Here is a 23,353-nt window from a genome sequence, read left to right as displayed (position 1 = left end):
TTGTATGTGTGGTTCGAGATACTCGTGCGGTCGGGGTGACAGGATTTGAACCTGCGGCCTTCCGCTCCCAAAGCGGATGCGCTACCAAGCTGCGCTACACCCCGTGCCTGATCCGTGCCTGCCTGGTCGGCACGCACGTACGCCGACCACGCGAGATACTACGGGCACGAGACGTGACGCAATCAATTGGATTTGATTGCGCCTTCGCCGGTACAGTCTCCGATGCACCGCAAGCGGGCGTAGCTCAATGGTAGAGCCCTAGTCTTCCAAACTAGCTACGCGGGTTCGATTCCCGTCGCCCGCTCTCGAAAGAAACGGCCCTACCGGCGGAAACGCTGGTAGGGCCGTTTTTCGCTGCCCTGACTCAGATGCCCGTGCACAACGACACGAACGGGATCGGTGCGCAGATCCCGATGGAGAATCCCGGTGTGGGATCGCCGTTCCACGGCGGCGGGGGCGGGAGCGGACCCGGCGGCGGCAGTGGAGCCGCCACGCAGGTGTTGGTCGGCGGATCAAAGACGGTCCCGACCCCACACTCGGCGGCGCCGGCCGTACCCGCCGAAACCCCTGTCGCGATCGCGAAGGGCGCGACTACTGCCGCGCCTGCGATTGCGATATGACGAATGTTGATCACCACGTGCAGGCCTTTCATCGGAGGTACCCCGACCCTGCTTGAGCTTGAATTTACGCCTCGATGGGCACCACCGTCAGCAGCTGAGTTCACACTCAGGGAGAACCGTTTCCTGTCGGTACGCTGGGAGCCATGAACGGCGTCTTGCTCATCCTCATCATCTTGGTCGTCGCGGCGATCGCATTCGTCGTCTACAACTCCTCACAGGCGAACGGCCGGAAGTCGGCCGAGTCGCTGGCCGACGCACAGGCCGACGCCCGCCGCGTCATCGAGCGGCTCGGCGGCCAGGTGCTCAACCTGGACGGCAACGACGACGCCTCCAAGCAGGCGATGGCCGACGCCTCCGAGCGGTACACCGCGGCCTCCTCGCAGATCGATCAGGCCACCACGGCCAAGCAGGCCCTACTGGCCAAGGAGAGCGCCATCGAGGGCCTCTACTACGTGCGCGCCGCCCGCACCGCGATGGGCATGGACCCGGGACCCGAACTGGAATCCCTTGCGGGCCAACGCACTGCGGGCAATGTCACCGAGGACCGGCGCGTCGACTTCGAGGGCCGCCAGATCGAAGCCTCCCCGACACCCTCGGAGCGCACCCCGAACTACTACCCCGGTGGACGCGTCGCCGGACGTCCGGTCCCCGCGGGCTGGTACTCCGAACCGTGGTGGAAGCCGGCGCTCGTCGCGGGCGCCTGGGGTATCGGGTCGGCGCTGCTGTTCAGCACCATGTTCAGCGGGATGGCGGGCGTCGGTTATGACGCCCAGGCGTTCGAGAACGGCTACGGCGACGGGTTCCAGGACGGTATGGACCAGGGCCAGCTCGGCGACGGTGGCGGCGACCAGGGTGGCTGGGACGGCGGCGGAGCCGAGCAGGGCGGCTGGGACGGCGGTGGCGACTTCGGCGGTGGCGATTTCGGTGGCGGCGACTTCGGCGGGTTCGACTTCTAGGTCACCCGGCGGCTGCCTCCGAGACTGACGCTCTTGCGGTCTGGATGAGTTCGCGACCGCGGAAACGTCAGCCTCGGTGACGAACAGACCTCAGAGCCGGCTCTCCAGCCGGGCGCTGACGCCGGCCTCCTGCAGATCGAGGCGCTCCAGCATGGCCCGTACCGCCTCGTCCTCGATTCGGCCCTCATCGCGTTCGGCGATGAGCGCGGCCCGCTGGGCGGCCAGCACCGAGCGATAAACCCGGGAGAACACCTCGGCCCGCTTGGTGGGCGCCTCCGGATCGGGCATCTCGTCGACATCCTGGGAGTGCCGCGCGATGGTGGCCCGGATCTCGGCGACCAGTTGGGGATTGATCCCGGCCGGCGGGTTGGCCCGGAATTCCGCGAGCACCTCATCGGCGGCGTCGTGCACCACCTGTTCGGCCTTGAGTTCCTCGGCCCGGTCGGCGTCGTGGTCATCGTTGAAGCGGGACAACTGCAGCCGTTTGATCAGCAGTGGCAGCGTCCAGCCCTGGATCAACAGGGTGCCGATCGCCACCACGAACGCGATCGCCTGGATGGTGGCCCGCTCCGGGAACGGCTCCCCGCTCGCCGTCGTCACCGGGATGGCGGCCGCGGCGGCCAGCGTGACGACCCCGCGCATCCCGGTCCAGGACACCACCACGTTCTCCTGCCAGGACAGTGAGCGGCGGTCGATTTTGGTCCGCCACTTGCCCGGCTCTCTGCGCCGCGACGCGCGGCCCCGCCCGCCGCGGGCATCGCCGTCGGGAACCGGCACACTCCATCTCGCCTCGACGTGCCGGAACAGCTTGCCGCGACCGAACATCAGCAGCACCGACAGCGGCCGGATGAACAGCACGATCAGCAGCACGAGGGTCGAGGCCACCAGCACCTCCATCACCGATTCGTGTGCGGCGTTCAGATCGTCGAGCACGAAGCGCAGGTGCAGACCGATGTAGGCGAACACGAACGCCTCCAGCAGCACGTCCACCGAGTTCCAGACGTAGCGCTCCTGCAGCCGGGTCTGATAGCCCGCCGACAGGGTCCCGTTGCCGACCACGAATCCGGCGACCACCACCGCCAGCACACCCGAGGCGTGGATCTCCTCGGCCAAGATGAAGGCCGCGAACGGGACCACCAGCCCCTGCACCGTCTCCAGGCCCGGGTTGGCCAGCCGCTTGCGGATCCACAGCGTGATGTAGCCCAGCACGGCGCCCACCACCGGACCGAGCAGCGCGCTGTAGGTGAAGAGCAGGAACGGGTTGGCGATGAAGGTGTGGCTGCCGGCGACCTGCGCCACCGCGATGCTGAACAACGTCAGTGCGGCCGCGTCGTTGATCAGGCTCTCCCCCGTCAGGATGGCCATCACCTTCTTGGGCAGCCCCAGTTTGCGGCCGACCGCGACGGCGGTGACCGCGTCCGGCGGTGCCACGATGGCCCCGAGCACCAGCGCGGTCGCGAACGTCAGCGGCACCACCACCAGCCAGGAGGACACCAGCGCCACGGTGAACGCGCTCACCACGACGAGTCCGACACCGAGGCCGAGGATGGGCCGGATGTTGCGCAGGAAGGTCGGGAACGAGAAGTTCAGCGCCGCCGAGTACAGCAGCGGCGGAAGGACCACCGTCAGCAGGATGTGCGAGTCCAGTTCCGGCGGTTCGAAATCCGGCATGAACGAGACCGCGATGCCGACCACCACGATGATCAGCGCGGGCTCCAGCCCCCGCCGATGCGCGATGGCGGTCACCACGATGGCTCCGACGACGACGAGAATGAGTTCCACTCCGAAGATTCTCCCTGGTCGACGGTATTGGCGCTGACCTCGCGTCAGGTCTGGCAGGTAGGGCACCAGAACACGTTGCGCGCCTCCAGTTCTGCGGTACGCACGGTCGTGCCGCACACCCGGCAGGGGTCACCGGCGCGCCGGTAGACGTAGGTCCGGGGCCGGCCACGCCCGTACGAGGGCGCGCCCCGGTCGTCCTCGGGACGGATCGTCACGATCTTGCCGCGGCGCACACCGACCTTCATCAACGCGACGAGATCGGTCCACATGTCGGCGAACTCGTCGGCCGACACATCGGTGCCGGGACGGTACGGGTCGATGTGGTGCCGGTACAGCAGCTCGCTGCGGTACACGTTGCCGACGCCGGCGATCACCTTCTGGTCCATCAGCAGCCCACCGATGGTCCTGCGGGACTTGGAGATTCGTGTCCACGCCAACGCCGGGTCGGCATCCGGGCGCAGCGGGTCGGGACCCAGCCGTGCCACGATGTCGTCGACGGCCACGTCCTCGATCACCTCGCACACCGTCGGGCCGCGCAGATCGGTGCCGTACTCGGTGCCGATCATCCGCATCCGGACCTGCCCGACGGGCTCGTCGAGCGGCAGCGGCGCCTCGGTGAATTTGCCGTACAGGCCGAGGTGGATATGTACGACGGCGCCGCCGTCGTAGTGGTGGAACAGGTGCTTACCCCAGGCGTCGGACTCCCGCAGGACTCGGYCGCTCACCCGTTCGGCGCCCTCGGCGAATCGTTGTTGCGGGCTCGTCACGATGACGGGTTTACGACCGAACCTCTTTTGATGCAGCCGGGCGAGCCGGTGCAGGGTATGCCCCTCGGGCACGTTTAGGCGGGTGCGCCGGGCACCGGCGGTGCGATGTGGTCGACCTCGTAGGCGGCCAGGATGTCGATGCGGCGCTGGTGGCGTTCGGCCTCCGACCACGGCGTGGCCAGGAAGGCGTCGACGATGGCCAGCGCGTCCTCCTCGCTGTGCATCCGGCCGCCGAGACCGATGAGCTGCGCCTTGTTGTGCTGGCGGGCCAGCTGCGCGGTCTCCACACTCCAGGCCAGCGCGCACCGGGCGCCGGGCACCTTGTTCGCGGCGATCTGCTCACCGTTGCCCGAACCGCCCAGCACGATGCCCAGGCTCTCCGGATCGGCGACGGTCTTGACGGCGGTGTCGATGCAGAACGCCGGGTAGTCGTCCTCGGCGTCGTAGACATAGGCACCGCAGTCGATCGGCTCGTGGCCGTTGCTCTTGAGGTGCTCGATGATGGTCTTCTTGAACTCGAATCCGGCGTGGTCGGCACCGATGTAGACGCGCATGGCGGTAATTCTGGCAGACGCCCCCGACGCCGATCAGCGAGCCGCCAAACCGTCGAGCAACACGTCGAGCAGGCGTGGGGTGCGCTGCGCCCATTCGTCATCCTCGACGTGGGCCAGGAACCACGACAGCAGGATCACGTCGCGCGAATCGATATCCCCGCGCAGCACCCCGGCTTGGCGACCGGCGGCCAGCAACGCGTCGAGCGCGTCGCCGAGCTTGCCCATGGTTTGCGCACCGATGTCCTGCCATACCGAGGCCTCGACCGCGGCCATCACCCCGAACTTCACCCGCGCGTAGTCAGCGAGCTGGGCAAACCACAGCTTGAGGGCCTCGCGCGGCGGGTGCTCGTCGACCAGTGCGTAGGCGAGGGCCACGAGCTCGTCGATCTCCCCGTCATAGAGCGCGCGCACCAACTCGTCCCGGGTCGCGAAATGACGGTAGAGCGTGGCCTGCCCGACGCCGGCTCGCCGGGCGACCGCGCTGAGCTTGAGCTCTCCGGGCTCGGTGATCAGTTGCCGCGCGGCCTCGATGATCACCGACCGATTGCGTGCCGCATCGGTGCGCTCGGACATGACCCCACCCCCACCTTGAAAACGGACAAATTGTCCGCTTGTATGGAAACGGACAGATTGTCCGCGTCGACTCAGGAGGCTAACGAATGGATTCGATCGTCGACAAGGTGGTGGCGATAACGGGCGCCAGCAGCGGCATCGGGGCGGCCGCGGCGCGCCGGCTCGCGAGCCGCGGGGCGACCGTCGTGCTCGGGGCGCGCCGCGCCGACCGCCTGGACTCGCTGGCCGGAGAGATCCGCGCGGCCGGAGGCCGGGCCAGTGTGGTGACGGTGGATGTCACCCGCGCCGAGGATCTGCACCGGCTCGTCGAGACTTCCGTATCCGAGTACGGACGCCTCGATGTGTTGGTCAGCAGTGCCGGCATAGGCCCGATCTCCCCGATGACCGCGCGCCGCCGCGGGGACTGGGACGCAATGATCGACGTCAATCTGCGCGGGGTGCTGCACGGCATCGACGCCGCCCTCCCTGTTTTCCAGGACCAGGGGCGCGGCCACTTCGTCACCATCGTCTCGACCGCGGGAATCAAGATAGTGCCGACCATGGCGGTGTACGCGGCCACCAAGAACGCGGTGCGCACCCTCTTGGAAGGTCTCCGTCAGGAGTCCACCGACGGGACGCTGAAGACCACGGCGATCTCGCCGGGTGTGGTGCGCACCGAATTCGTCGATTCCATCACCGACCCGGGGATCCGCGCCGAAATCGGCGCCACGATGGGGACATCCGGGATCGAGCCGGACGCGATCGCCAGGGCGGTCGAGTTCGTCATCGATCAGCCCTGGGAGGTCGAGATCGGCGAGCTCTCGATCCGGCCGACGGTCCAGGGCTGAGCATCGTTCCTCAACCGACCCTGGGCTTGATGTCCTCGATCACCCAGCGCGCGAAGTCCAGGTAGCCCTCGATATCGCCCACCCCCTGCGGCGGCACAGAACTGACGGTGACGCCCAGTTCGGCAAGTCTGCCCAACCGATCCACGATCTCATCGACGCTCATTGTGCGGCGGTCGGCCGCCTCACCAGTGAATTCGTGGCGACCGTTGATGGGCGGAGCCTTGACCGGAAACATCACATCGAAAGGCTTGTCGACGAACGTCGGTTGCGACTTGATGAAGTCCAGGCGGGCGGGAATGTCGTCGGGGTCGCTCAGAAAGGGCCACCAGCCCGAACCGAACCGCGCGGCACGCTTCAGCGAGGCCTCGACATCGCCGCCGATCCAGATGGGGATATGCGGCTGCTGAACGGGTTTCGGCTCGAACGCGATGTCGCGGAATGACACGTACTTGCCCTCGAACTCCGGGGTGTCGCTCGTCCATAATTCGATCATCGCTGCCAGATACTCGTCACAGATCCGGCCCCGTTCCCGGAACGGAACACCGACGGCCTGGAATTCCTCCTCCAGCCACCCGACGCCGACCGACATCATCATTCGGCCACTGCTCAACCAGTCGGCGGTGGCCAGGGCCTTGCCGAGGACGATCGGATTCTGCAGCGGCAGGATGGTGATGCATGAGTTCACCACGATGCGTTCGGTGGCTCCCGCGATATAGGCCTGCGCCGACGCCGCGTGGAAGTAGTGCGGCCCGGATACCTCCACGTGGTCGCGCGGGATGACGAAATGCTCTGGGACGGCGACCATGTCATAGCCCAGGTCGTCCGCCAGCTTGACCATCCGGGTTTGGTCCGCGCCGGTCACGCCAGCCTCCCACGGCTGCATCATCGCCTTGATCCGCAACGTATGGGGCAACCCGAACGCGAACTTCACGCGACCGTGATCCGGCCTGGGCGGGGCGCGGCGGTCACGCCGTTCATTCCGGAAGCCCGATCGTTTTGATCGCCAGATACTCGCGATAGCCCTCGGCGCCGTTGCGGTAGCCGAGGCCCGACTGGCCGGTGCCGCCGAACGGGCTGTTGATGCCGAAGTGGCTCTTGGCGTTGATCGACACGTTGCCGGTGCGGATCCGCTTGGCGACGGCCAATGCCCGGTCCACGTCACCACTCGACACCTCACCGGACAGGCCGTAGATCGAGTTGTTGGCGATCTCGACGGCCTCGTCCTCGGTGTCGTAGGGCGTGACGGTCAGCACCGGGCCGAAGATCTCCTCCTGGGCCACTCGCGAATCCGGGTCGACATCGGCAAGCAACGTCGGTTCGGTGTAATAACCCACCGGCAGGTTCCCCGGGATTCCCCCGCCGGTGATCAGCCGCGCCCCTGACTCGATCCCACTGGCGATGAGTCCGAGCACCTTCTGACGCTGCTGAGCACTGATCTGCGGGCCTTGCATGATCCCGGGCGTCCAGGGATCGCCGATTGGAAAACTCTCCATCGACACCCTCAGGATCTCCAGACCTTCCTCATAGCGACTGCGCGGCAGGAGTATCCGGCTCGGCAGCACGCATGACTGGCCCGACATCACACACGCCATCATCGCGGCGATGGGCAGCGCGGAAGCGAAGTCCGCGTCCTCGAGCACGATGTGAGCGGATTTGCCGCCCAGTTCCAGCAGGGTCTTCTTCACCGTGGGTGCACCGGCAGCCAGAACCGCCCGCCCGGTGGCGGTCGATCCGGTGAAGGTGATCATGTCGACGCAGGGGTCGGCCGATAATGCGGCACCGACGTCGTTGGCGTTCGAGGACACCACGTTGAACACTCCGGCGGGAATGTCGGTCTCCTCGGCGACGATGCGTCCCAGCTCGGTACCCGACCACGGGGTGAGTTGAGCCGGCTTGAGAACCACGGTGTTGCCGGCCATCAACGCCGGCATCGTCTCGGCGATGTTGAGATAGAACGGCACGTTCCAGGGCGTGATGGCGCCGACCACACCCACTGGCTCGTAATGCAGTTGGCGGCGCGCGGGCCCCATCGGGGTGTCATGCAGGCCGGTGTCCACCACGTAGTCGAAGGCCCGGCCGTACTCGGCCCAATGGCTGACCTCCTCGATGGGGCTCTCGATCTGCGAACCCGTCACCGTCACCGGGCAACCCACCTCGGTGACCAAGATCCGGCGCAGACGTTCGCTGTTGTTCTTCAGCGCGGCATGCAGCTGTGTCAGGCAGTGATACCGGAATTCGACATCGCGCGACCACTCTGTCCCGTCGAAGGCACGCCGGGCCGCTTCGACCGCGCGAGCCATGTCATCGACCGTGCCGTCCGCGGCCTGACCGACCACCTGCTCACTGGCCGGGTGAACCACGTCGAACACGGCGCCGCCCGCCGTGCCCTGAAGTTCACCGCCGATCAGCATCCGATCGTCACCGGCCAGCACTCCGGTCTCCAGCGTCGTACCGCTCATCGATCATCACTCCCTGAATCAGACCGACCGCAGCCGGTTTCGGATTTCTGTACGGCAATTTCCGAGGTTTCAGTGCGCGCCGGCAACTCCCGCGACGACAGCGGCCATGATGCGGTCGAGTTCCCCGGCGCCGGTGATCGTGTCGTCGCCGGCGGTGAACGCCAGCATGATGCCGCTGATCAGTTGGGTCAGCACGTAGGCCTGCTGGTCGAGCACCGCCCGCGAGATGTGGGCGCCCCGGGGGTTCATCCGCTCGACGAAGTCACGGATCAAACCCAGGAAGCGTTCCGAATTGCTGTGCACGACAACGGCCAGGTCAGGATCGCGGTTGGCTTGCAGCATGAGTTCGTACCGGGCCTTTGTCCTCGCGAACGGCTCGCCCGTCGCCGAAGCCATCACCAGCCGGGCCAGTCCCGACGGGCCGGGTGCGGCGTTCGCCTGAAACTCGGTCGCAGCGGTGAGTTCGGCCAGATCGCGCTCGGCGACGCGGTGGGCCAGGGCGAGCACCAGAGCCGACCGGGTCCGGAAATAGAACGACGTCGTGCCGTCGGGCAGGGCCAGGCGGCGGTCGACCTTCAGGTGACTGAGCCCTTTCACACCGTCTTCGGCCAGCAGTTCGATTGCAGCATCGCATAATTCACGGCGCCGCGAGTCGGGGTCGGGTTTGCGCCGGACCCCTGCGGTCGCCTCCGAGCTGCCGGCGTTCATCGGCATGACAAGTGACCGGCCTTGAGCCAAATATGGTCCAGGTCACACCGCGACATCTCTCTACTATCGTAGAGTCATGGCGAAATGTCCAGCGATCTGAGGAGACCCGGCCCATGAGCCTGAACATCGACCTGTCGGGGCACCGCGCGCTGATCACTGGCGCCGGCCAGGGTGTCGGGCGCAACCTGGCCCTTGCCTTCGCGTCGGCCGGCGCCGAGGTCCTGGTCAACGATCTACGGCCGGACCTCGCCGATGCGGTCGTGACCGAGGTGCGAGACGCGGGGTGGGCAGCGCAGCCGGCACCCTTCGACGTCACCGACTACGACGCCGTGACCGCCGCCCTCGCCGCCGCGGACTCCGTCGACATCCTGGTGAACAATGCCGGCAATGCCGGGGCGCACGGGTTCGGCACTCGCGGACGCTTCGCCGAATCGGCCCCGCACGACTGGGAGCCCTACCTGCGCGTGAATCTCTATGGCGTGCTCAACTGCACGCGTGCCGTCCTGCCGGACATGATCGCCGCCCGATGGGGACGCGTCATCACGATCGTCTCCGATGCCGGCCGGGTCGGCGATCCCAGCTCTGCCGTGTATGCCGCATCCAAGGCCGGCGCGGCCGGATTCACGCGGTCCGTGGCGCTCGAACACGGGCGTTACGGGATCACCGCCAACAACATCGCGCTCGGCACCATGCGCACCCCCGCCACCGAGCCGCTGTGGGCCGAACCCGATTCCACCCAGGCGCAGTCGATCCTGCGCAACTACGTCATACGCCGCCCGGGCTCACCCGACGACGTCGCCCCGCTGGCGGCGATGCTGGCGAGCGGGCACGGCGCCTGGATCACCGGACAGACCATTCCGGTCAACGGTGGATTCTCGTTCGCCCAGTGAGCGTCAGGCCACGGTGATGGCGTCCAGGCGTTCCTTGATGAAATCGGCCGAGGTCACCGGATCCAGCCCGGAGACCCGCCCGATCGGCGGTTCCAGCGGCGTGACGATCGCATCGTGGTTGGCCTCGTAGAAGTAGATCAACGACACCAGATCCTCTTCGGGGGCGTGCGGCTGCGGCGGCAGCACCCGGTGCCGACCCGACGGCCAGCGCCGCCCGCTCCAGTACTCCAACAGGTCACCGATGTTGACGGTCAGCGCACCGGGCTCCCAGGGCGCGTCCTCCCAGCCTTCGGCCTCCGAATACACCTGCAGGCCACCGGCGCCCGGCTCGCGATCCAGCACGGTGACGGTGCCGAAGTCGGTGTGCGGGCCGATCCGGAACTGACCGGGCTCGGGTTCTCCGACAACGCTCACCGGCGGGTAATGGTTGATGTTCATCGTCCAGGTGGGCCGGCTCGCCAACGCCGCGAACGGATTGTCGGACAGGCCCAGCGCGTGGGCGAACAAGGCGAGCAGGTCATCGGAGAGCCTGCGCATGGCCGTGGTGTACTCGTCGACCAGGCCCTGCAGGTGCGCCACCTCGGCCGGCCAGACGTTGGGCGCGAACCAGATACGGTCCACCTCCGCATCACCGGTGAGAGTCTCGGCGCCCAGGCTGAAACTCTCTTTCAGATCCGGCGGGGTCTCGGTGCCCTCGGCGTAGGCGTTGGCCTCCGCGCCGGGACCGATCCAGCCGTGCCCGCCGACCGGCACCGAATAGCGTTGTTTGACTTCGTCGGGCAGCGCAAAGAACTCCCGGCTCGCCGCCCGGACCCGCGCGGCCAGTCCCACGTCGACACCGTGACCGGTGACCACGATGAATCCGGCCCGCTGCAGACCCTCGTCGACCTCGGCCGCCAACGCGTCGGCGTCGTCACCACCGGCGTACCAGCGTGAGATGTCTACGGTAGCAATGGCACTCATTCAGCCACCCCGATGTCCTCGTTCCACAGTTCCGGCCGCGCCGCGATGAACTCCTCCATCATCGTCACGCAGCGCTGATCATCGAGCAGCGTGATCTGCACGCCGTTCTCGGCCAGCCAGTCGTGCCCGCCGGAGAACGTCTTGGCTTCGCCGATCACGACGGCGCCGATGTTGAACTGGCGCACCAGGCCGCTGCAGTACCAGCACGGCGACAGGGTCGTCACCATCACCGTCGACCGGTAGTCGCGCTGGCGGCCCGCGTTGCGGAACGCGTCGGTCTCGCCGTGCACCGACGGGTCGTCATTCTGCACGCGACGGTTGTGCCCGCGGCCCAGCAGCACACCGTCGGCGGTGAACAGTGCCGCGCCGATCGGTATCCCACCCTCGGCCAACCCTTTTCGTGCCTCCTCGACGGCGACGTCGAGCATTTCCTCAGGACTCACAAAGCCACCCGTTCCGCTTGGATCTTGGACCGGCACAACACCAGATAGCTGCCCGCGGCCAGCACGAACCCGACGAAGAACCCGATGTCGCCGAGCTCGGGCACCGCCCGGACCACGAATCCCACGAACAACTCCTGATTGCAGAACAGCAGCACCGACACCACCAGACCGATCAGGAACGACAGTAGACCCGGCCAGTTGGAATACGTGTGGTCATACAGGAATCCGTCCACGCGGTGGCCGCGGCGCAGGTACTGATCGGCGAACACCACGCCGAGCCAGGGCCCGACCCAGTACGCGATCAGCAGCAGGAACGTCTCGTAGCTGGCTGCGGCGTCCGCCAGCGCCCACCAGGCGACCAGGAAACCGGCCACCCCGAAGAACACGGTGGCCGTCGCCCGCGCGACGTGGGCGGGCAGTTTGACGCCGGTGGTGACGAAGGCCATCCCGGCCGAGTAGACGTTGATCGCATTGGCCGCCACGGCCCCGATCGCGATGGCCAGCAGCGTCGCGGCCGCCAGCCAGCCGGGCAGCGAGCTGGTGAAGACGTCGGTCGGGTTGTCCGAGACCGCGGCGGTGACGATGGTGACCGAGGCCGCGCCGACGATGGCCAGCACCGAGCTGGCCAGGAACAGTCCGGCCGCGGCGAACAGCCCGGTGCGCACCGGCGAGACGGTGCTGGGCAGGTACCTGCTGAAATCGGCGGCGTACGGCGTCCAGCCCGCGACGTAGCCGAAGGTGGCGCCCACCGTCAGCAGGAATCCGCCCAGTCCGCCGACGCCGCCCTCGACGGCCGGCGCACCCAGATCGGCCTTGGACAAGATCAGCACCGAGGTGATCGCGAAGATCACCGCGAGCACCGGGAACGCCCACCGCTCGAAGGCCTGCACCAGGTTGTGCCCGAAGAATGCCAGGGCGGTCTGCACCGCCACCACCAGTAGCAACGCCAGCAGCGGCGCAATGCCGAACAGCGTCGACAACGCGAATGCGGCGCTGATGCTGTTGGTCGCGAACCAGCCGACGCCGGCGGTCACCGCCATCAGGGTCGAGGGCACGGCATTGCCCTTGTAGCCGAAGGACAGGCGGCCCACCACCATCTGCGGCACACCGAGGCGAGGTCCGCGAGCCGACAGGAACGCGTGCGCCAGCGCGCCGAGCCCGGCACCGAGCAGGATGCCGGCCGCCGCCTGCCAGAACGTCATGCCGAAGTACGAGACGGCGAGCACGCCCAGGAAGATGGTGGCGAACTCCAGGTTGGGCGACGCCCACGTCCACAGCAGTTGGCTCGGCCGACCGTGCCGATCAGCCTCGGCGATGAATTCATTGCCGCCGGGTTCGACCGCGACAATGCGGTCCCGGTAGGTGCCGTCGGTGGTGGGCTCAGCCGCTGTCATTCTGAGCACTTTGACGCGCGCGGCAGATGCTTGCAACCGGAACGTCCGAATTTCACACCTTCGGATTTCGTCGCCGTACGCCCCCGGTACACCTGGGCGAAGCATGCTGTTCACCGGGTGATGCGTTGGTGGACAAGCGATCCCGAGCGTACGGGGGCATGATGGCGCATGCCACGAAGTCGCGGCGCGGCGGGCGGCAGGTCAGTCGAACTCGGGCGACTCGTGCCGGGTGCGCTTGAGTTCGAAGAAGTGCGGGTAGGACGCGAAGATCACCGAGGCATCCCACAGCTTGCCGGCCTCTTCACCACGCGGGATGCGCGAGAGCACCGGGCCGAAGAACGCGACACCGTTGACGTGGATGGTCGGGGTGCCGACGTCATCACCGACGGCGTCCATGCCCTCGTGATGGCTCTTACGCAGCGCGTCGTCGTAGGTGTCGCTGCCGGCGGCCTCGGCCAGCTCGGCGGGCAGGCCGACCTGCTCCAGCGACTTCTTGATGACCTCGTCGAAGTCCTTGTTGCCCTCGTTGTGGATCAGGGTGCCCATCGCGGTGTACAGCGGCGACAGGATCTCCGAGCCGTGGGCCTGCTCGGCGGCGATCGCCACCCGCACCGGACCCCAGGCCTTCTTCATCATCTCCTGGTAGTTCTCCGGCAGGTCGCGGCCCTCGTTGAGCACCGCCAGGCTCATGACATGGAAGTTCACGTCGATATCGCGAACCTTCTCCACCTCCAGGATCCAGCGCGAGGTGATCCAGCACCACGGGCACAGCGGGTCGAACCAGAATCCTGCGGTGTCCTTCTGAGCCATCAGCCGAGTCCTCTCAGTACGTGCGGGCAGTCTCCACAACGGCACAACTGTTGCCACCCGGCATATGTTCCCCGGCTGCGACTAAGTTGGTCGGCGTGGCTCTCCCCAATCTGACTCGCGACCAGGCGGCCGAACGCGCAACGCTGGTGACCGTCGACAACTACCGCATCGACCTCGACCTCACCACCGGTGAGAAGACGTTCCGGTCGGTCACGACCCTGACGTTCAGCGCCCTCGCCGGCGCGGACACCTATATCGACCTCGCCGCCGACACCGTGCGCAGCGCCACCCTCAACGGCCGCGCGCTGGACGTCTCCGGTTACGACGAGTCCGCCGGCATTGCGCTGAGCGGACTGGCCGAACACAACGAGCTCGTGATCGACGCCGACTGCCTGTACTCGAACACCGGCGAGGGTCTGCACCGCTTCGTCGACCCCGTCGACAACGAGGTGTACCTCTACTCGCAGTTCGAGACCGCGGATGCCAAGCGGATGTTCGCCTGCTTCGATCAGCCCGACCTGAAGGCCACCTTCGACGTCACCGTCAAGGCGCCCGAGCACTGGCAGGTGATCTCCAACGGCGCAACCGCATCCGTGCAGGACGGCCTGCACACCTTCGTCACCACCCCGAAGATGAGCACCTACCTCGTCGCGCTCATCGCCGGGCCGTACGCCCGCTGGGACGACGTCTACACCGACGACCACGGCGACATCCCGCTGGGCATCTTCTGCCGCGCGTCGCTGGCGGAGTTCATGGACGCCGAGCGGCTGTTCACCGAGACCAAGCAGGGCTTCGGCTTCTACCACCGCAACTTCGGCGAACCATACGCGTTCGGCAAGTACGACCAGCTGTTCGTGCCGGAGTTCAACGCCGGCGCCATGGAGAACGCCGGCGCGGTGACCTTCCTGGAGGACTACGTCTTCCGGTCCAAGGTCACCCGGTACAGCTACGAGCGCCGCGCCGAGACCGTGCTGCACGAGATGGCGCACATGTGGTTCGGCGACCTGGTCACCATGCAATGGTGGGATGACCTGTGGCTCAACGAATCCTTCGCCACCTTCGCCTCGGTGCTGTGCCAGGCCGAAGCCACCGAGTACACCCAGGCCTGGACGACGTTCGCCAACGTGGAGAAGTCCTGGGCCTACCGCCAGGATCAGCTGCCGTCCACCCACCCCGTCGCCGCCGACATCCCCGACCTGCACGCAGTCGAGGTGAACTTCGACGGCATCACCTACGCCAAGGGCGCCAGCGTGCTCAAGCAGCTGGTGGCCTACGTCGGGCTGGAGGCATTCCTGGCCGGCCTGCGCGACTACTTCCGCGACCATGCGTTCGGCAACGCCACCTTCGGTGATCTGCTTGGCGCGCTGGAGAAGTCCTCGGGCCGCGACCTGTCCGGGTGGGGGCAGCAGTGGCTCAAGACCACCGGCCTGAACACGCTGCGCGCCGATTTCGACGTCGACGCCGACGGGGCCTTCACCCGTTTCGCGCTGGTGCAGTCCGGTGCCGCACCGGGCGCCGGGGAGACCCGGGTGCACCGCCTGGCCGTCGGCATCTACGACGAGGACGCCTCGGGCAAGTTGGTGCGCGTGCACCGCGAGGAACTCGACGTCGAGGGCGCGCGCACCGATGTGCCCGCGCTGGTGGGTGTTTCGCGCGGCCAGTTCGTGCTGATCAACGACGACGACCTCACCTACTGCTCGTCGCGGCTGGATCCGCAGTCCCTGCAGACGGTGCTGGCCCGCATCGCCGACATCGCCGACCCGCTCCCCCGCACGCTGGCCTGGTCGGCGGCCTGGGAGATGACCCGCGAGGCCGAGATGAAGGCCCGCGACTTCGTGACGCTGGTCATCGGCGGCATCCACGGAGAGACCGAAGTCGGTGTCGCGCAGCGGCTGCTGCTGCAGGCCCAGACCGCGCTGAACTCCTACGCCGATCCGGAGTGGGCCAAGGAGAACGGCTGGCCGGCCTTCGGTGACGCCCTGCTGGACCGGGCCCGTGAGTCGGCTCCCGGATCCGATCACCAGCTGGCGTTCGTGAACGCGCTGTGCACCTCGGTGCTGGCGCCCAACCACATCGCGGTGCTGTCGACCCTGCTGGACAACGAGCCCGCCGCCGTCAACCTGTCCGGGCTGGTCATCGACACCGACCTGCGCTGGCGCATCGTGACCGCACTGGCGGCGGCCGGGGTGATCGATGCCGACGGCACCGACAGCCCGTTCATCGACGCCGAGGCCGAGCGCGACCCGACCGCCGCCGGCAAGCGCAACGCCGCCGCCGCGGCCGCCGCGCGCCCGCAGGTGACGGTGAAGAACGCCGCCTGGCAGCGGGTGATCGAGGATGACACGCTGGCCAACATCACCACCCGCGCGATCGTCGGCGGCTTCGCACAGCCCGGCCAGGGCAACCTGCTCGCGCGCTTCCGGGACCTGTACTTCGCGTCCATCCCGGGCGTGTGGGAACGCCGGTCCAGTGAGGTCGCCCAGACCGTCGTGATCGGGCTCTACCCGTCCTGGGACATCAGCCAGGGCGGGCTGGACGCCGCGGACGCCTTCCTGTCCGGACCCGACGTGCCGCCCGCACTGCACCGGCTGGTGCTGGAGGGGCGTGCGGGCGTGGAACGCGCACTGCGGGCCCGCGCCTTCGATGTGAGCTGATTTCCCGCGGGCGACCGTGTCTGTGCGCCGACACGCCGCACGCCGCGTACAAGCGCGGTCGCTCGCCGGGGACTGCCTACGCTGTGCGCCATGGCCGTGTCGGGTAAGCCCAACAGTCGCAGAGCCCGCGCGGCGCGCAAGCGCACCCGCCGGGTCAAGGCCGTCATCAACGACCTCACCGATGAGCAGTGGGCCGCACTCAGATCCGCCTGGAACGGGTGCGCCTACTGCGGTGTCACCGACAAGCCGATGCAGCGCGACTGCGTCATGGCGATCTCCCGCGGCGGCAGGTACACCATCGAGAACGTGGTGCCCGCGTGCGCGGCGTGCAACGCCAGCAAGTGCAATGAGGAAGTCACGCACTGGATGCGGCGCAAACGCCTCGACGAGCGCACCTTCCTGATGCGCTACATCGAGATCCGTGCTGCGATGACGCAGGCTGTCCTGTAGAGCAATCAGCCCCGGTACCGACGTGCGATACCGGGGCCGATGTGCACAGCTGTCAGCGCGGCGAGACCGCCGCGGAGGTGACGTTGATGGCGCTCACCAGAGCGTCGATGAGATTGCCGTCGCGCAGCGAGCCGAGGGCGGCGGAGATGCCGAGCGGTGCGGCGGTCTCGATGCCACGGCCCTTCACGTCGGCGCCGTACACGACCTCGATGGCCTTCTGATTCGGCGACACCGCGAACAGCACGGCGTTGTCCGGAGTCGGGACCTTGGCCAGGATCTCGCGGGCGGTGGCCGCGGTATCGGCACCGAGGTCACCGATGAACACCGCGAAACGGGCCTTCGCGTACCGCGAGCCATACTTCAGCGCGTTGTCCAGAGCGACCAGGTCCTTGGTCGAGAACGGGTAGTGCACCGACAGCTCGCCGGGCTCGGTGACTCCCGAGATCCGGCCGCTGTAGGTCAGCGCGTAGCCGTAGGGCAGCTCGACGTCGGTGCGGGTGGTTGCGAGTTCCTGGCTACCACTTGCCACTTGCGCCACCTCCCACCGTCACGTGCGACCCGTGGCCGCCGTGGCCGTGATCTGCCGGCTCATCGGCCGCCCACAGGATCGGGTCGTGGGTCCACTCGTCGCCGAGCTTGTAGGACTCAGGGTGCGGTCCCTTGTGGCGGTAGGCCAGCGCAGCCAGTACCAGAAACACCACGAGCGGGATCCCACCCATCAGGGCATGGGCTAGGGCTGTACTCACGATGCAAACCGTATCGCAGCGCCGTTCACGCCGCGCCTTCGCCCAGATATCTGACCCACGCCGGGTCGAGTTCCTTCACCGAGGACAGCAGCCGCCAGTGCTGCCCCTTGGGCGGCATGGGTGCCGAGTGCAGCGACCAGCCCAGCTCCGCGAGCGTCCGGTCGGCCTTGCGGTGATTGCACGACGAGCAGGCCGCGACGCAGTTCTCCCAGGAGTGCTCGCCACCGCGACTGCGCGGCACCACATGGTCGACGGTGTCGGCCTTCTGCCCGCAGTACGCGCAGCGGAACCGGTCGCGGTGCATGAGCGCGGCACGCGTCATCGGGACGCGGGCGCGGTAGGGCACCCGGACGAAGGTGCGCAGCCTGATCACCGACGGGACCACGATGGTGCGGGTCGCCGAATGGATGACCGGCCCGGACGGGTCGTCGTGGACGACGTCGGCTTTACCGCACATCAGCATGATGACGGCCCTGCGCATGGGCAATGCGGTGAGCGGTTCGTAGGTGGAATTCAGCAGCAGCACCCTGCGCCGCCCCCAGACCGAACCCTGGTGGGCGGCAGGCGGAACCTCCAGCACTTGTGAGGAGTGCACGCCGGGAGAATCGGCCACGGCCGTGGGGAATGGGTAGCCCTGTCGTCGAGCAGGGCTTTTCTTGCGCTGCGACATTCGTCCTCCGGAAAGACAGTTCACCACGATTTGGGGCCGATCGCACGGCAATTTTGTCGGTGTTCGCTGGTCAGTCCGGTGAACTTCCGGTGAAAAATCTGTTAGGCTAGCTAAGCGCAGTGACTGACGGAAGGGCCTTACAACCGCTACGGCGGCGACCCAGGCCCCGGCACTGCAGTCGGAGGATTCATCCCCTTGGACACGGTTTCCACCGTCGTCCGCACATCCACCCATGAGTTCGGCCCCGGGCTGCTCATCGACGTCACCGGGCCGGCGCAGTCACCTGACCGACTGCCGGTCATCGTCTGGCTACATGGTGGTGGATGGCGGATGCAGGACCGCACCGCCCGTCCAGATCTGTTACGGCACTTCGCCGTCCATGGTTATGTGATGGCCAGTATCGACTACCGGCTGGCGCCGGGCACCCGGCATCCGGGGCAGTTGCACGATGTCCGGGCCGCGGTGCGCTGGCTGCGCACACACGCCGACCGGTTCGGCGCCGACCCCGGCCGCATCGGGCTGTGGGGCTCGTCGGCCGGTGGCCATCTCGCCGCACTCGCCGGCCTGCATTCCGGTGTCGACAGACTGCCCGGGGAGGGGCCCGCGCCGGTCTCATCCGCGGTGCAGGCGGTGGTCGACGGATACGGTCCGGTCAACCTGTCCCAGGCACGCGCGGGTAGCCCCGAGGCCGATCTGTTGGGCGGCACCGCCGCCGAACGACCGCTGCTCGCCCGGGACGCGAGCCCCGTCGCACACGTGGGTCCGGACGCGCCGCCCTTCCTGATCCTGCACGGACTCCAGGACACCATGGTTCCCGCGGCGCACAGCATCGCCCTCTACGAGGCGCTGGCAGGCAACGGCGACGATGCCGCGCTGTACCTGATCGACGGGTTCGGTCACGGGTTCCTCAATCCGGGCGACGTCTTGGAACTCGGACCCGGCCAGTCGCTCGACCAGGGCCACCTGGAACGCGAACCGCAGGCGCCCACCGCGGTGCGATCCACCGCCCGGTTGCGCGCTTTCACCGCACGGCACCGGTACGCCTCCTTCCCCACCATCGAAGCCTTCTTCGCCCACACCTTGAAAACTCATCCATCGAAAGACGTGCCATGACACTCGACATCCCCACCCTCGATGACGTCCAGGCCGCCGCACCGCTGCAGAACGCACTGCCGGGGCGCTGCCTGCCCTACCACCTGGCCGCCGGCGAAGGGCTGCGCTACGAACTCGGCGGCCAACTCGTCACCGTCATCGCCCGGCCCGAGGACACCGGAGGCCAGTTCGGCGCGGCGTACGTCTACGGCGCCAAGGGCACCGAGACCGGCTTCGTGTCCCACGATGACGAGCACCGCTTCCTCTACCTCACCGACGGAGCGCTGCAGGTGTGGCTGCCCGGCGAGACGCACCACCTGGTGCCCGGGGATTCGGTGACCATCCCGGCCGGCACCCCGTACGCCTACCGGATGCTGGCACACCGCACCCGGTTCCTGAGCTGGCTGACCGGCGGCGGTCACCGGTGGGCGCAGTCCGTGGGCCGCGAGACGGCGTCGCACGTGTACGACGCCGGGGTGTCCCCCGCGCAGCAGTCCGAGACGGTCGAACGCTTCGGCATCCGCACCCATGATCTGGAGAAGAAGTCGCTGCCTCCGGTCACCGGTGCGGGCCTGCCCGCCGGCGCCACTCCCTACGTGTTGCGGGCCGGTGAGGGTGATCGTCTGGCCGGCGAGGACGAGCTCAACACGTTCCTGGCCCGGCCGCGCAACACCGATGCCACCTACTTCGCGTTGCACACCATCGGCGCCAAGAGCGACTACATTCCGCGGCACTTCCACCGCGAACACACCGAGAACTTCTTCTGCCTGGAAGGCCGGATCCTGCTGCACGTCAACGGCGAGGAACTGCTGCTCACCAAGGGCGACTTCGTGCACGCCCCGGCGGGCGCCGTGCACAGCTTCGCGTTCGACAGCCACACCACGCAGATGCTCGGCCTGTTGACGACCGGGGTGTTCGAGAGGTTCTTCGACTACATGAACACCCCGACCGAGGCGTATGTGCACGCCGAGGGCACCGCTGTCGGCTTTCCCGCCGAGGGTTTCGCCCGGGCCCGCGCGGAGCTCGACCTCGAAGTCGTCGGCCCCCCACCGGTGCGCGGCGGCTAGATCGGGAACAATGGGTGTGGTGACTCAGCCGCAACGCTCGTTCTACGACGAAGTCGGAGGCCATGCCACGTTCGCCGCGATCGTGGCGCGGTTCTACGAGCAGGTGCGCGACGACGAGATCCTGCTGCCGCTGTATCCCGAGGGCGATATGGACGGCGCCGAGGAGCGGCTGCGGCTTTTCCTGGAGCAGTACTGGGGCGGGCCGCGCACCTACTCCGACGAGCGCGGCCACCCGCGGCTGCGGATGCGTCACTCACCGTTCCGGATCGGTTACCTCGAACGTGACGCCTGGCTGCGGTGCATGCACACCGCGGTCGCCTCGATCGACTCGGCGACCCTGGACGACGCCCACCGGCGGGCCCTGCTGGACTACCTGCAGATGGCCGCCGATTCGATGGTCAACTCCGCTTTCTGATGACACCGTGGTGGTCGCGGGCCGTGTTCTATCAGGTCTACCCGCGCTCGTTCGCCGACAGCAACGGTGACGGCGTCGGCGATCTCGACGGCATCACCGAGCGGCTGGACTATCTGGCCGAACTCGGGGTGCAGGCCCTGTGGCTCAACCCGGTCATGGTGTCCCCGATGGCCGACCACGGCTACGACGTCTCCGACCCCCGCGATATCGACCCGCTGTTCGGCGATCTGAACGCGCTGGACCGGCTGGTCGAGGCCGCGCACGCCTGCGGTATCCGACTCACCATGGATCTGGTGCCCAATCACGTGAGCTCCGCGCATCCGTGGTTCGTCGAGGCACTGGCCGACCCGGCACGCCGGGACCGCTTCATCTTCCGCGACGGGGTCGGCGACCAGCCGCCCAACAACTGGGTGTCGATATTCGGCGGGCCGGCCTGGACCCGGGTGGGCGACGGGCAGTGGTACCTGCACCTGTTCGACGCCGCCCAGCCCGACCTGAACTGGGAGCACCCCGAGGTCTTCGAGGATATCGAGAAGACCCTGCGGTTCTGGCTGGACCGCGGTGTGGACGGGTTCCGCATCGACGTGGCGCACGGGATGGCCAAGCCGCAGGCACTGCCGGACATGGATCTGCGCGAGAACGAACTGCTGCGCAACAAGGCCGACGACCCCCGCTTCGACAACGAGGCCGTGCACGACATCCACCGGTTCATCCGCACCGTGCTCGACGACTATCCCGACGCCGTCACCGTCGGCGAGATCTGGGTGCACGGCAACGAACAGTTCGCCAAATATCTGCGTCCCGACGAACTGCACCTGGGCTTCAACTTCCAACTGGTACAGACCGATTACGACGCGGCGGGAATCCGGGCGGCCATCGACAACTCGCTGGACGCGGCAGCACTGGCCGGGGCGGCACCGACGTGGACACTGTCCAATCACGATGTGCCGCGCGAAGTCAGCCGGTACGGCGGCGGCGCTGCCGGGTTACGGCGGGCACGCGCCATGGCGCTGGTGAAGCTCGCACTGCCGGGATCGGTGTTCGTCTACAACGGCGCCGAACTGGGCCTGCCCAATGTCGAGCTACCCGACGACGTGTTGCAGGATCCGGTGTGGGAGCGCTCCGGCCGGATAGAACGCGGCCGTGACGGCTGCCGGGTTCCGTTGCCGTGGAGCGGTTCTGCGCCGCCGTTCGGGTTCTCCTCGGCACCGGACACCTGGTTGCCGATGCCTGCGGACTGGGCATCGCTCACGGTCGAGGCGCAGCAGGGTGATCCGACGTCGACCTTGACGCTCTACCGGCGGGCCATCGAGTTACGCACCGGGCGTGCCGAATTCGCCGGCAACACCGTGGAGTGGCTGGGCGATTCGGTGTTCCGGCGACCCGGTGGACTGGTGTGCGCGTTCAACGCCGGCGCTGCGCCCATCGCGCTTCCGGACGGCCAGGTGCTGTTGACCAGCGGGCCGCTGGTGGACGGAAAGCTGGCACCTGACACCGCTGCGTGGTTGGTGTAGCTCAGCCGCGCACCATCACCTGAGCACCATCGCCGGGTCGCCCAGGCGCCGGTACACCGTGCCGAACCGCGCGTCGACCCGCAGCCACGCGGGATGCACGCGGACCCGCACGATCTCGTCCGAGGACAGCACGTCGGCGCTCTGCGGCAGAAATCCCATGGCGGTCAACGCGAAGACGCAACGCATCGGGATACCGACCGTGGTCTCCCCTGCGCTGACCGCGAGGACCTCCTGATCCAGCAGCGAGGCCGGCGGCCCGTGCGCGCTGCTGTGTTCCTTGGCCAGCGCGGTGCCCCGCTCCACCAGTTCCAGGATCGCCCAGGCCGGCACATCGTCGAGGTGCGTGAACCCGGTATCGGGCGGTAGCACACCACGCCACGCGGAATCCATCGCGAAACCCGGCTCGACATAACCGGAGGCGTCCATCGCCGACAGCGAGCGCACCAAGGTGTCCGCTCCCGCCGACAGGTCCGTCGGGCGCACCCGACCGGCGACCACCCTGCTGGCCAGCACATCGAATCCGGTGGACACCCAGGCCACCACCTGCCCGCTGCCCGCACGCTCCCGGAACCGGATCACCGCCGAGTCGTCGAGCCGCAGCGCCCGGTCGACGAAGGTGGACAGGTCTTTACGGTGCGCGGCGTCATCGAGCCACAAACCGCGTTCGGGGCTGTTCACCGCTGGTAGCGCTGCAGGTACTCGCGGTGATGCGGCAGCAGCCGCACCAGCTTCTGCTCCTCGATGTTGAAGGCCGCCAGCTGGGTCTCGCCGATCACCGCGGGCTTGGACTCCGGATCGGCGTGCACCGAGCGCACCTCATAGCCCAGGTTGAAGTCCACCGCGCGCAGCCTGCTCACCCAGATGGTCACCTGCAACGGCGAATCCATCAGGCGCAGTTGCCCTTTGTAGGTGACCTTCACCTCGGCGATCAGCAACCCGACGGTCTCGATGTCGTTGACGAACGGCTCGTGCAGAAAAGGCACCCGGGCCTCTTCGAGG

26 protein-coding genes and 2 tRNA genes are annotated in these 23,353 nt (G+C 67.6%); 10 read left to right on the top strand and 18 right to left on the bottom strand.

The window, feature by feature from the left end; all coding sequences use genetic code 11:
* Positions 1-30: 30 nt before the first annotated feature.
* Positions 31-104 (bottom strand) — tRNA-Pro (locus AC1DTF_RS03405).
* Positions 105-233: 129 nt separating this feature from the next.
* On the opposite strand from AC1DTF_RS03405, the gene AC1DTF_RS03400 reads away from it, so the two are divergent.
* Positions 234-304 (top strand) — tRNA-Gly (locus AC1DTF_RS03400).
* A 60-nt stretch (positions 305-364) separates the two neighbouring features.
* On the opposite strand, the gene AC1DTF_RS03395 is transcribed toward AC1DTF_RS03400, so the two are convergent.
* Positions 365-652: a hypothetical protein gene (locus tag AC1DTF_RS03395; protein WP_057169552.1), complete on the bottom strand. Its 288-nt coding sequence runs from the start codon at positions 650-652 to the stop codon at positions 365-367.
* A gap of 111 nt (positions 653-763) precedes the next feature.
* Between AC1DTF_RS03395 and AC1DTF_RS03390 the strand changes: the two genes are divergently transcribed.
* The gene (locus AC1DTF_RS03390) at positions 764-1,576 is read left to right on the top strand and encodes a hypothetical protein (RefSeq protein ID WP_057169551.1); all 813 of its coding nucleotides are present in this window, start codon (positions 764-766) and stop codon (positions 1,574-1,576) included.
* Between the two features lie 90 nt (positions 1,577-1,666).
* On the opposite strand, the gene AC1DTF_RS03385 is transcribed toward AC1DTF_RS03390, so the two are convergent.
* Genes AC1DTF_RS03385 through AC1DTF_RS03370 form a run of 4 tightly spaced genes read right to left on the bottom strand, consistent with a single transcriptional unit; the run spans position 1,667 to position 5,252 of the window.
* Positions 1,667-3,358 (bottom strand): cation:proton antiporter, encoded by a 1,692-nt coding sequence (locus tag AC1DTF_RS03385; protein WP_057169550.1) that lies wholly within the window; start codon positions 3,356-3,358, stop codon positions 1,667-1,669.
* A gap of 44 nt (positions 3,359-3,402) precedes the next feature.
* Positions 3,403-4,197 (bottom strand): Fpg/Nei family DNA glycosylase, encoded by a 795-nt coding sequence (locus AC1DTF_RS03380; protein WP_477473031.1) that lies wholly within the window; start codon positions 4,195-4,197, stop codon positions 3,403-3,405.
* A gap of 2 nt (positions 4,198-4,199) precedes the next feature.
* Positions 4,200-4,679 carry a ribose-5-phosphate isomerase gene (locus AC1DTF_RS03375; RefSeq protein WP_477473030.1) on the bottom strand — a complete coding sequence of 160 codons (480 nt, stop codon included), beginning with the start codon at positions 4,677-4,679 and terminating at the stop codon, positions 4,200-4,202.
* A 33-nt stretch (positions 4,680-4,712) separates the two neighbouring features.
* The gene (locus AC1DTF_RS03370) at positions 4,713-5,252 is read right to left on the bottom strand and encodes a TetR/AcrR family transcriptional regulator (protein WP_477473029.1); all 540 of its coding nucleotides are present in this window, start codon (positions 5,250-5,252) and stop codon (positions 4,713-4,715) included.
* Positions 5,253-5,338: 86 nt separating this feature from the next.
* Here AC1DTF_RS03370 and AC1DTF_RS03365 point away from each other — a divergent pair, with 86 nt between their 5' ends.
* Positions 5,339-6,079: an SDR family oxidoreductase gene (locus AC1DTF_RS03365; RefSeq protein WP_477473028.1), complete on the top strand. Its 741-nt coding sequence runs from the start codon at positions 5,339-5,341 to the stop codon at positions 6,077-6,079.
* Between the two features lie 10 nt (positions 6,080-6,089).
* Here the strand turns inward: AC1DTF_RS03365 and AC1DTF_RS03360 are convergent, their stop codons facing one another.
* The 3 genes from AC1DTF_RS03360 to AC1DTF_RS03350 form a co-directional block, all read right to left on the bottom strand.
* Complete coding sequence (locus AC1DTF_RS03360; RefSeq protein WP_477473027.1) at positions 6,090-7,010, bottom strand: TIGR03619 family F420-dependent LLM class oxidoreductase; 921 nt, start codon at positions 7,008-7,010, stop codon at positions 6,090-6,092.
* A 43-nt stretch (positions 7,011-7,053) separates the two neighbouring features.
* Positions 7,054-8,538, bottom strand: coding sequence for an aldehyde dehydrogenase family protein (locus AC1DTF_RS03355; RefSeq protein WP_477473026.1), 1,485 nt, complete (start codon positions 8,536-8,538; stop codon positions 7,054-7,056).
* A 69-nt stretch (positions 8,539-8,607) separates the two neighbouring features.
* Entirely contained in the window at positions 8,608-9,252 is a 645-nt protein-coding gene (locus tag AC1DTF_RS03350) for a TetR/AcrR family transcriptional regulator (RefSeq protein WP_477473025.1), read from the bottom strand.
* A 107-nt stretch (positions 9,253-9,359) separates the two neighbouring features.
* Here AC1DTF_RS03350 and AC1DTF_RS03345 point away from each other — a divergent pair, with 107 nt between their 5' ends.
* Positions 9,360-10,136 carry an SDR family NAD(P)-dependent oxidoreductase gene (locus AC1DTF_RS03345; RefSeq protein ID WP_057169543.1) on the top strand — a complete coding sequence of 259 codons (777 nt, stop codon included), beginning with the start codon at positions 9,360-9,362 and terminating at the stop codon, positions 10,134-10,136.
* Between the two features lie 3 nt (positions 10,137-10,139).
* Here the strand turns inward: AC1DTF_RS03345 and AC1DTF_RS03340 are convergent, their stop codons facing one another.
* The 4 genes from AC1DTF_RS03340 to AC1DTF_RS03325 all read right to left on the bottom strand — a co-directional run bounded on the left by AC1DTF_RS03340 (position 10,140) and on the right by AC1DTF_RS03325 (position 13,746).
* Positions 10,140-11,099: an isopenicillin N synthase family dioxygenase gene (locus tag AC1DTF_RS03340; RefSeq protein ID WP_057169542.1), complete on the bottom strand. Its 960-nt coding sequence runs from the start codon at positions 11,097-11,099 to the stop codon at positions 10,140-10,142.
* On the bottom strand, positions 11,096-11,527 hold the full coding sequence (locus AC1DTF_RS03335) for a nucleoside deaminase (RefSeq protein ID WP_477473098.1): 432 nt from the start codon (positions 11,525-11,527) through the stop codon (positions 11,096-11,098). The genes AC1DTF_RS03340 and AC1DTF_RS03335 overlap by 4 nt, the downstream gene beginning before the upstream one ends.
* An 11-nt stretch (positions 11,528-11,538) precedes the next feature.
* Entirely contained in the window at positions 11,539-12,936 is a 1,398-nt protein-coding gene (locus AC1DTF_RS03330) for a purine-cytosine permease family protein (protein ID WP_057169540.1), read from the bottom strand.
* Between the two features lie 201 nt (positions 12,937-13,137).
* Entirely contained in the window at positions 13,138-13,746 is a 609-nt protein-coding gene (locus AC1DTF_RS03325; protein ID WP_057169539.1) for a mycothiol-dependent nitroreductase Rv2466c family protein, read from the bottom strand.
* Positions 13,747-13,841: 95 nt separating this feature from the next.
* On the opposite strand from AC1DTF_RS03325, the gene pepN reads away from it, so the two are divergent.
* Positions 13,842-16,400, top strand: a complete 2,559-nt coding sequence (pepN, locus tag AC1DTF_RS03320; protein ID WP_057169991.1) for an aminopeptidase N — start codon at positions 13,842-13,844, stop codon at positions 16,398-16,400.
* Between the two features lie 90 nt (positions 16,401-16,490).
* Positions 16,491-16,850: an HNH endonuclease gene (locus AC1DTF_RS03315; protein WP_057169538.1), complete on the top strand. Its 360-nt coding sequence runs from the start codon at positions 16,491-16,493 to the stop codon at positions 16,848-16,850.
* A 52-nt stretch (positions 16,851-16,902) separates the two neighbouring features.
* On the opposite strand, the gene AC1DTF_RS03310 is transcribed toward AC1DTF_RS03315, so the two are convergent.
* From AC1DTF_RS03310 to AC1DTF_RS03300, 3 genes are read right to left on the bottom strand one after another with little or no spacing between them, the layout of a single operon-like run.
* Positions 16,903-17,379, bottom strand: coding sequence for a DUF5130 domain-containing protein (locus AC1DTF_RS03310; protein WP_477473024.1), 477 nt, complete (start codon positions 17,377-17,379; stop codon positions 16,903-16,905).
* The gene (gene ctaJ / locus AC1DTF_RS03305; RefSeq protein ID WP_057169536.1) at positions 17,366-17,569 is read right to left on the bottom strand and encodes an aa3-type cytochrome oxidase subunit CtaJ; all 204 of its coding nucleotides are present in this window, start codon (positions 17,567-17,569) and stop codon (positions 17,366-17,368) included. Before ctaJ ends, AC1DTF_RS03310 begins: the two co-directional genes overlap by 14 nt.
* 52 nt (positions 17,570-17,621) lie before the next feature.
* On the bottom strand, positions 17,622-18,266 hold the full coding sequence (locus AC1DTF_RS03300; RefSeq protein ID WP_057169535.1) for an HNH endonuclease: 645 nt from the start codon (positions 18,264-18,266) through the stop codon (positions 17,622-17,624).
* Between the two features lie 195 nt (positions 18,267-18,461).
* Between AC1DTF_RS03300 and AC1DTF_RS03295 the strand changes: the two genes are divergently transcribed.
* Genes AC1DTF_RS03295 through AC1DTF_RS03280 form a run of 4 tightly spaced genes read left to right on the top strand, consistent with a single transcriptional unit; the run spans position 18,462 to position 22,354 of the window.
* Positions 18,462-19,379, top strand: a complete 918-nt coding sequence (locus tag AC1DTF_RS03295) for an alpha/beta hydrolase fold domain-containing protein (protein WP_477473023.1) — start codon at positions 18,462-18,464, stop codon at positions 19,377-19,379.
* The gene (locus AC1DTF_RS03290; protein ID WP_477473022.1) at positions 19,376-20,425 is read left to right on the top strand and encodes a quercetin 2,3-dioxygenase; all 1,050 of its coding nucleotides are present in this window, start codon (positions 19,376-19,378) and stop codon (positions 20,423-20,425) included. Before AC1DTF_RS03295 ends, AC1DTF_RS03290 begins: the two co-directional genes overlap by 4 nt.
* Before the next feature lie 10 nt (positions 20,426-20,435).
* Positions 20,436-20,840: a globin gene (locus AC1DTF_RS03285; protein WP_082614379.1), complete on the top strand. Its 405-nt coding sequence runs from the start codon at positions 20,436-20,438 to the stop codon at positions 20,838-20,840.
* Entirely contained in the window at positions 20,840-22,354 is a 1,515-nt protein-coding gene (locus AC1DTF_RS03280) for a glycoside hydrolase family 13 protein (RefSeq protein ID WP_477473021.1), read from the top strand. The genes AC1DTF_RS03285 and AC1DTF_RS03280 overlap by 1 nt, the downstream gene beginning before the upstream one ends.
* Positions 22,355-22,369: 15 nt before the next feature.
* Here the strand turns inward: AC1DTF_RS03280 and AC1DTF_RS03275 are convergent, their stop codons facing one another.
* Together AC1DTF_RS03275 and AC1DTF_RS03270 are read right to left on the bottom strand one after the other, a co-directional pair.
* The gene (locus AC1DTF_RS03275) at positions 22,370-23,032 is read right to left on the bottom strand and encodes a DUF8010 domain-containing protein (RefSeq protein ID WP_057169531.1); all 663 of its coding nucleotides are present in this window, start codon (positions 23,030-23,032) and stop codon (positions 22,370-22,372) included.
* On the bottom strand, positions 23,029-23,353 hold a 325-nt coding region (locus AC1DTF_RS03270), incomplete at its 5' end, for an acyl-CoA thioesterase (protein WP_477473020.1). The genes AC1DTF_RS03270 and AC1DTF_RS03275, both read right to left, overlap by 4 nt.

It is taken from the genome of Mycobacterium sp. P4_H6 (genome assembly GCF_056400845.1).
Note: the sequence above shows the minus strand (reverse complement) of the source record. Positions and strands in the feature narration are given on the sequence as shown.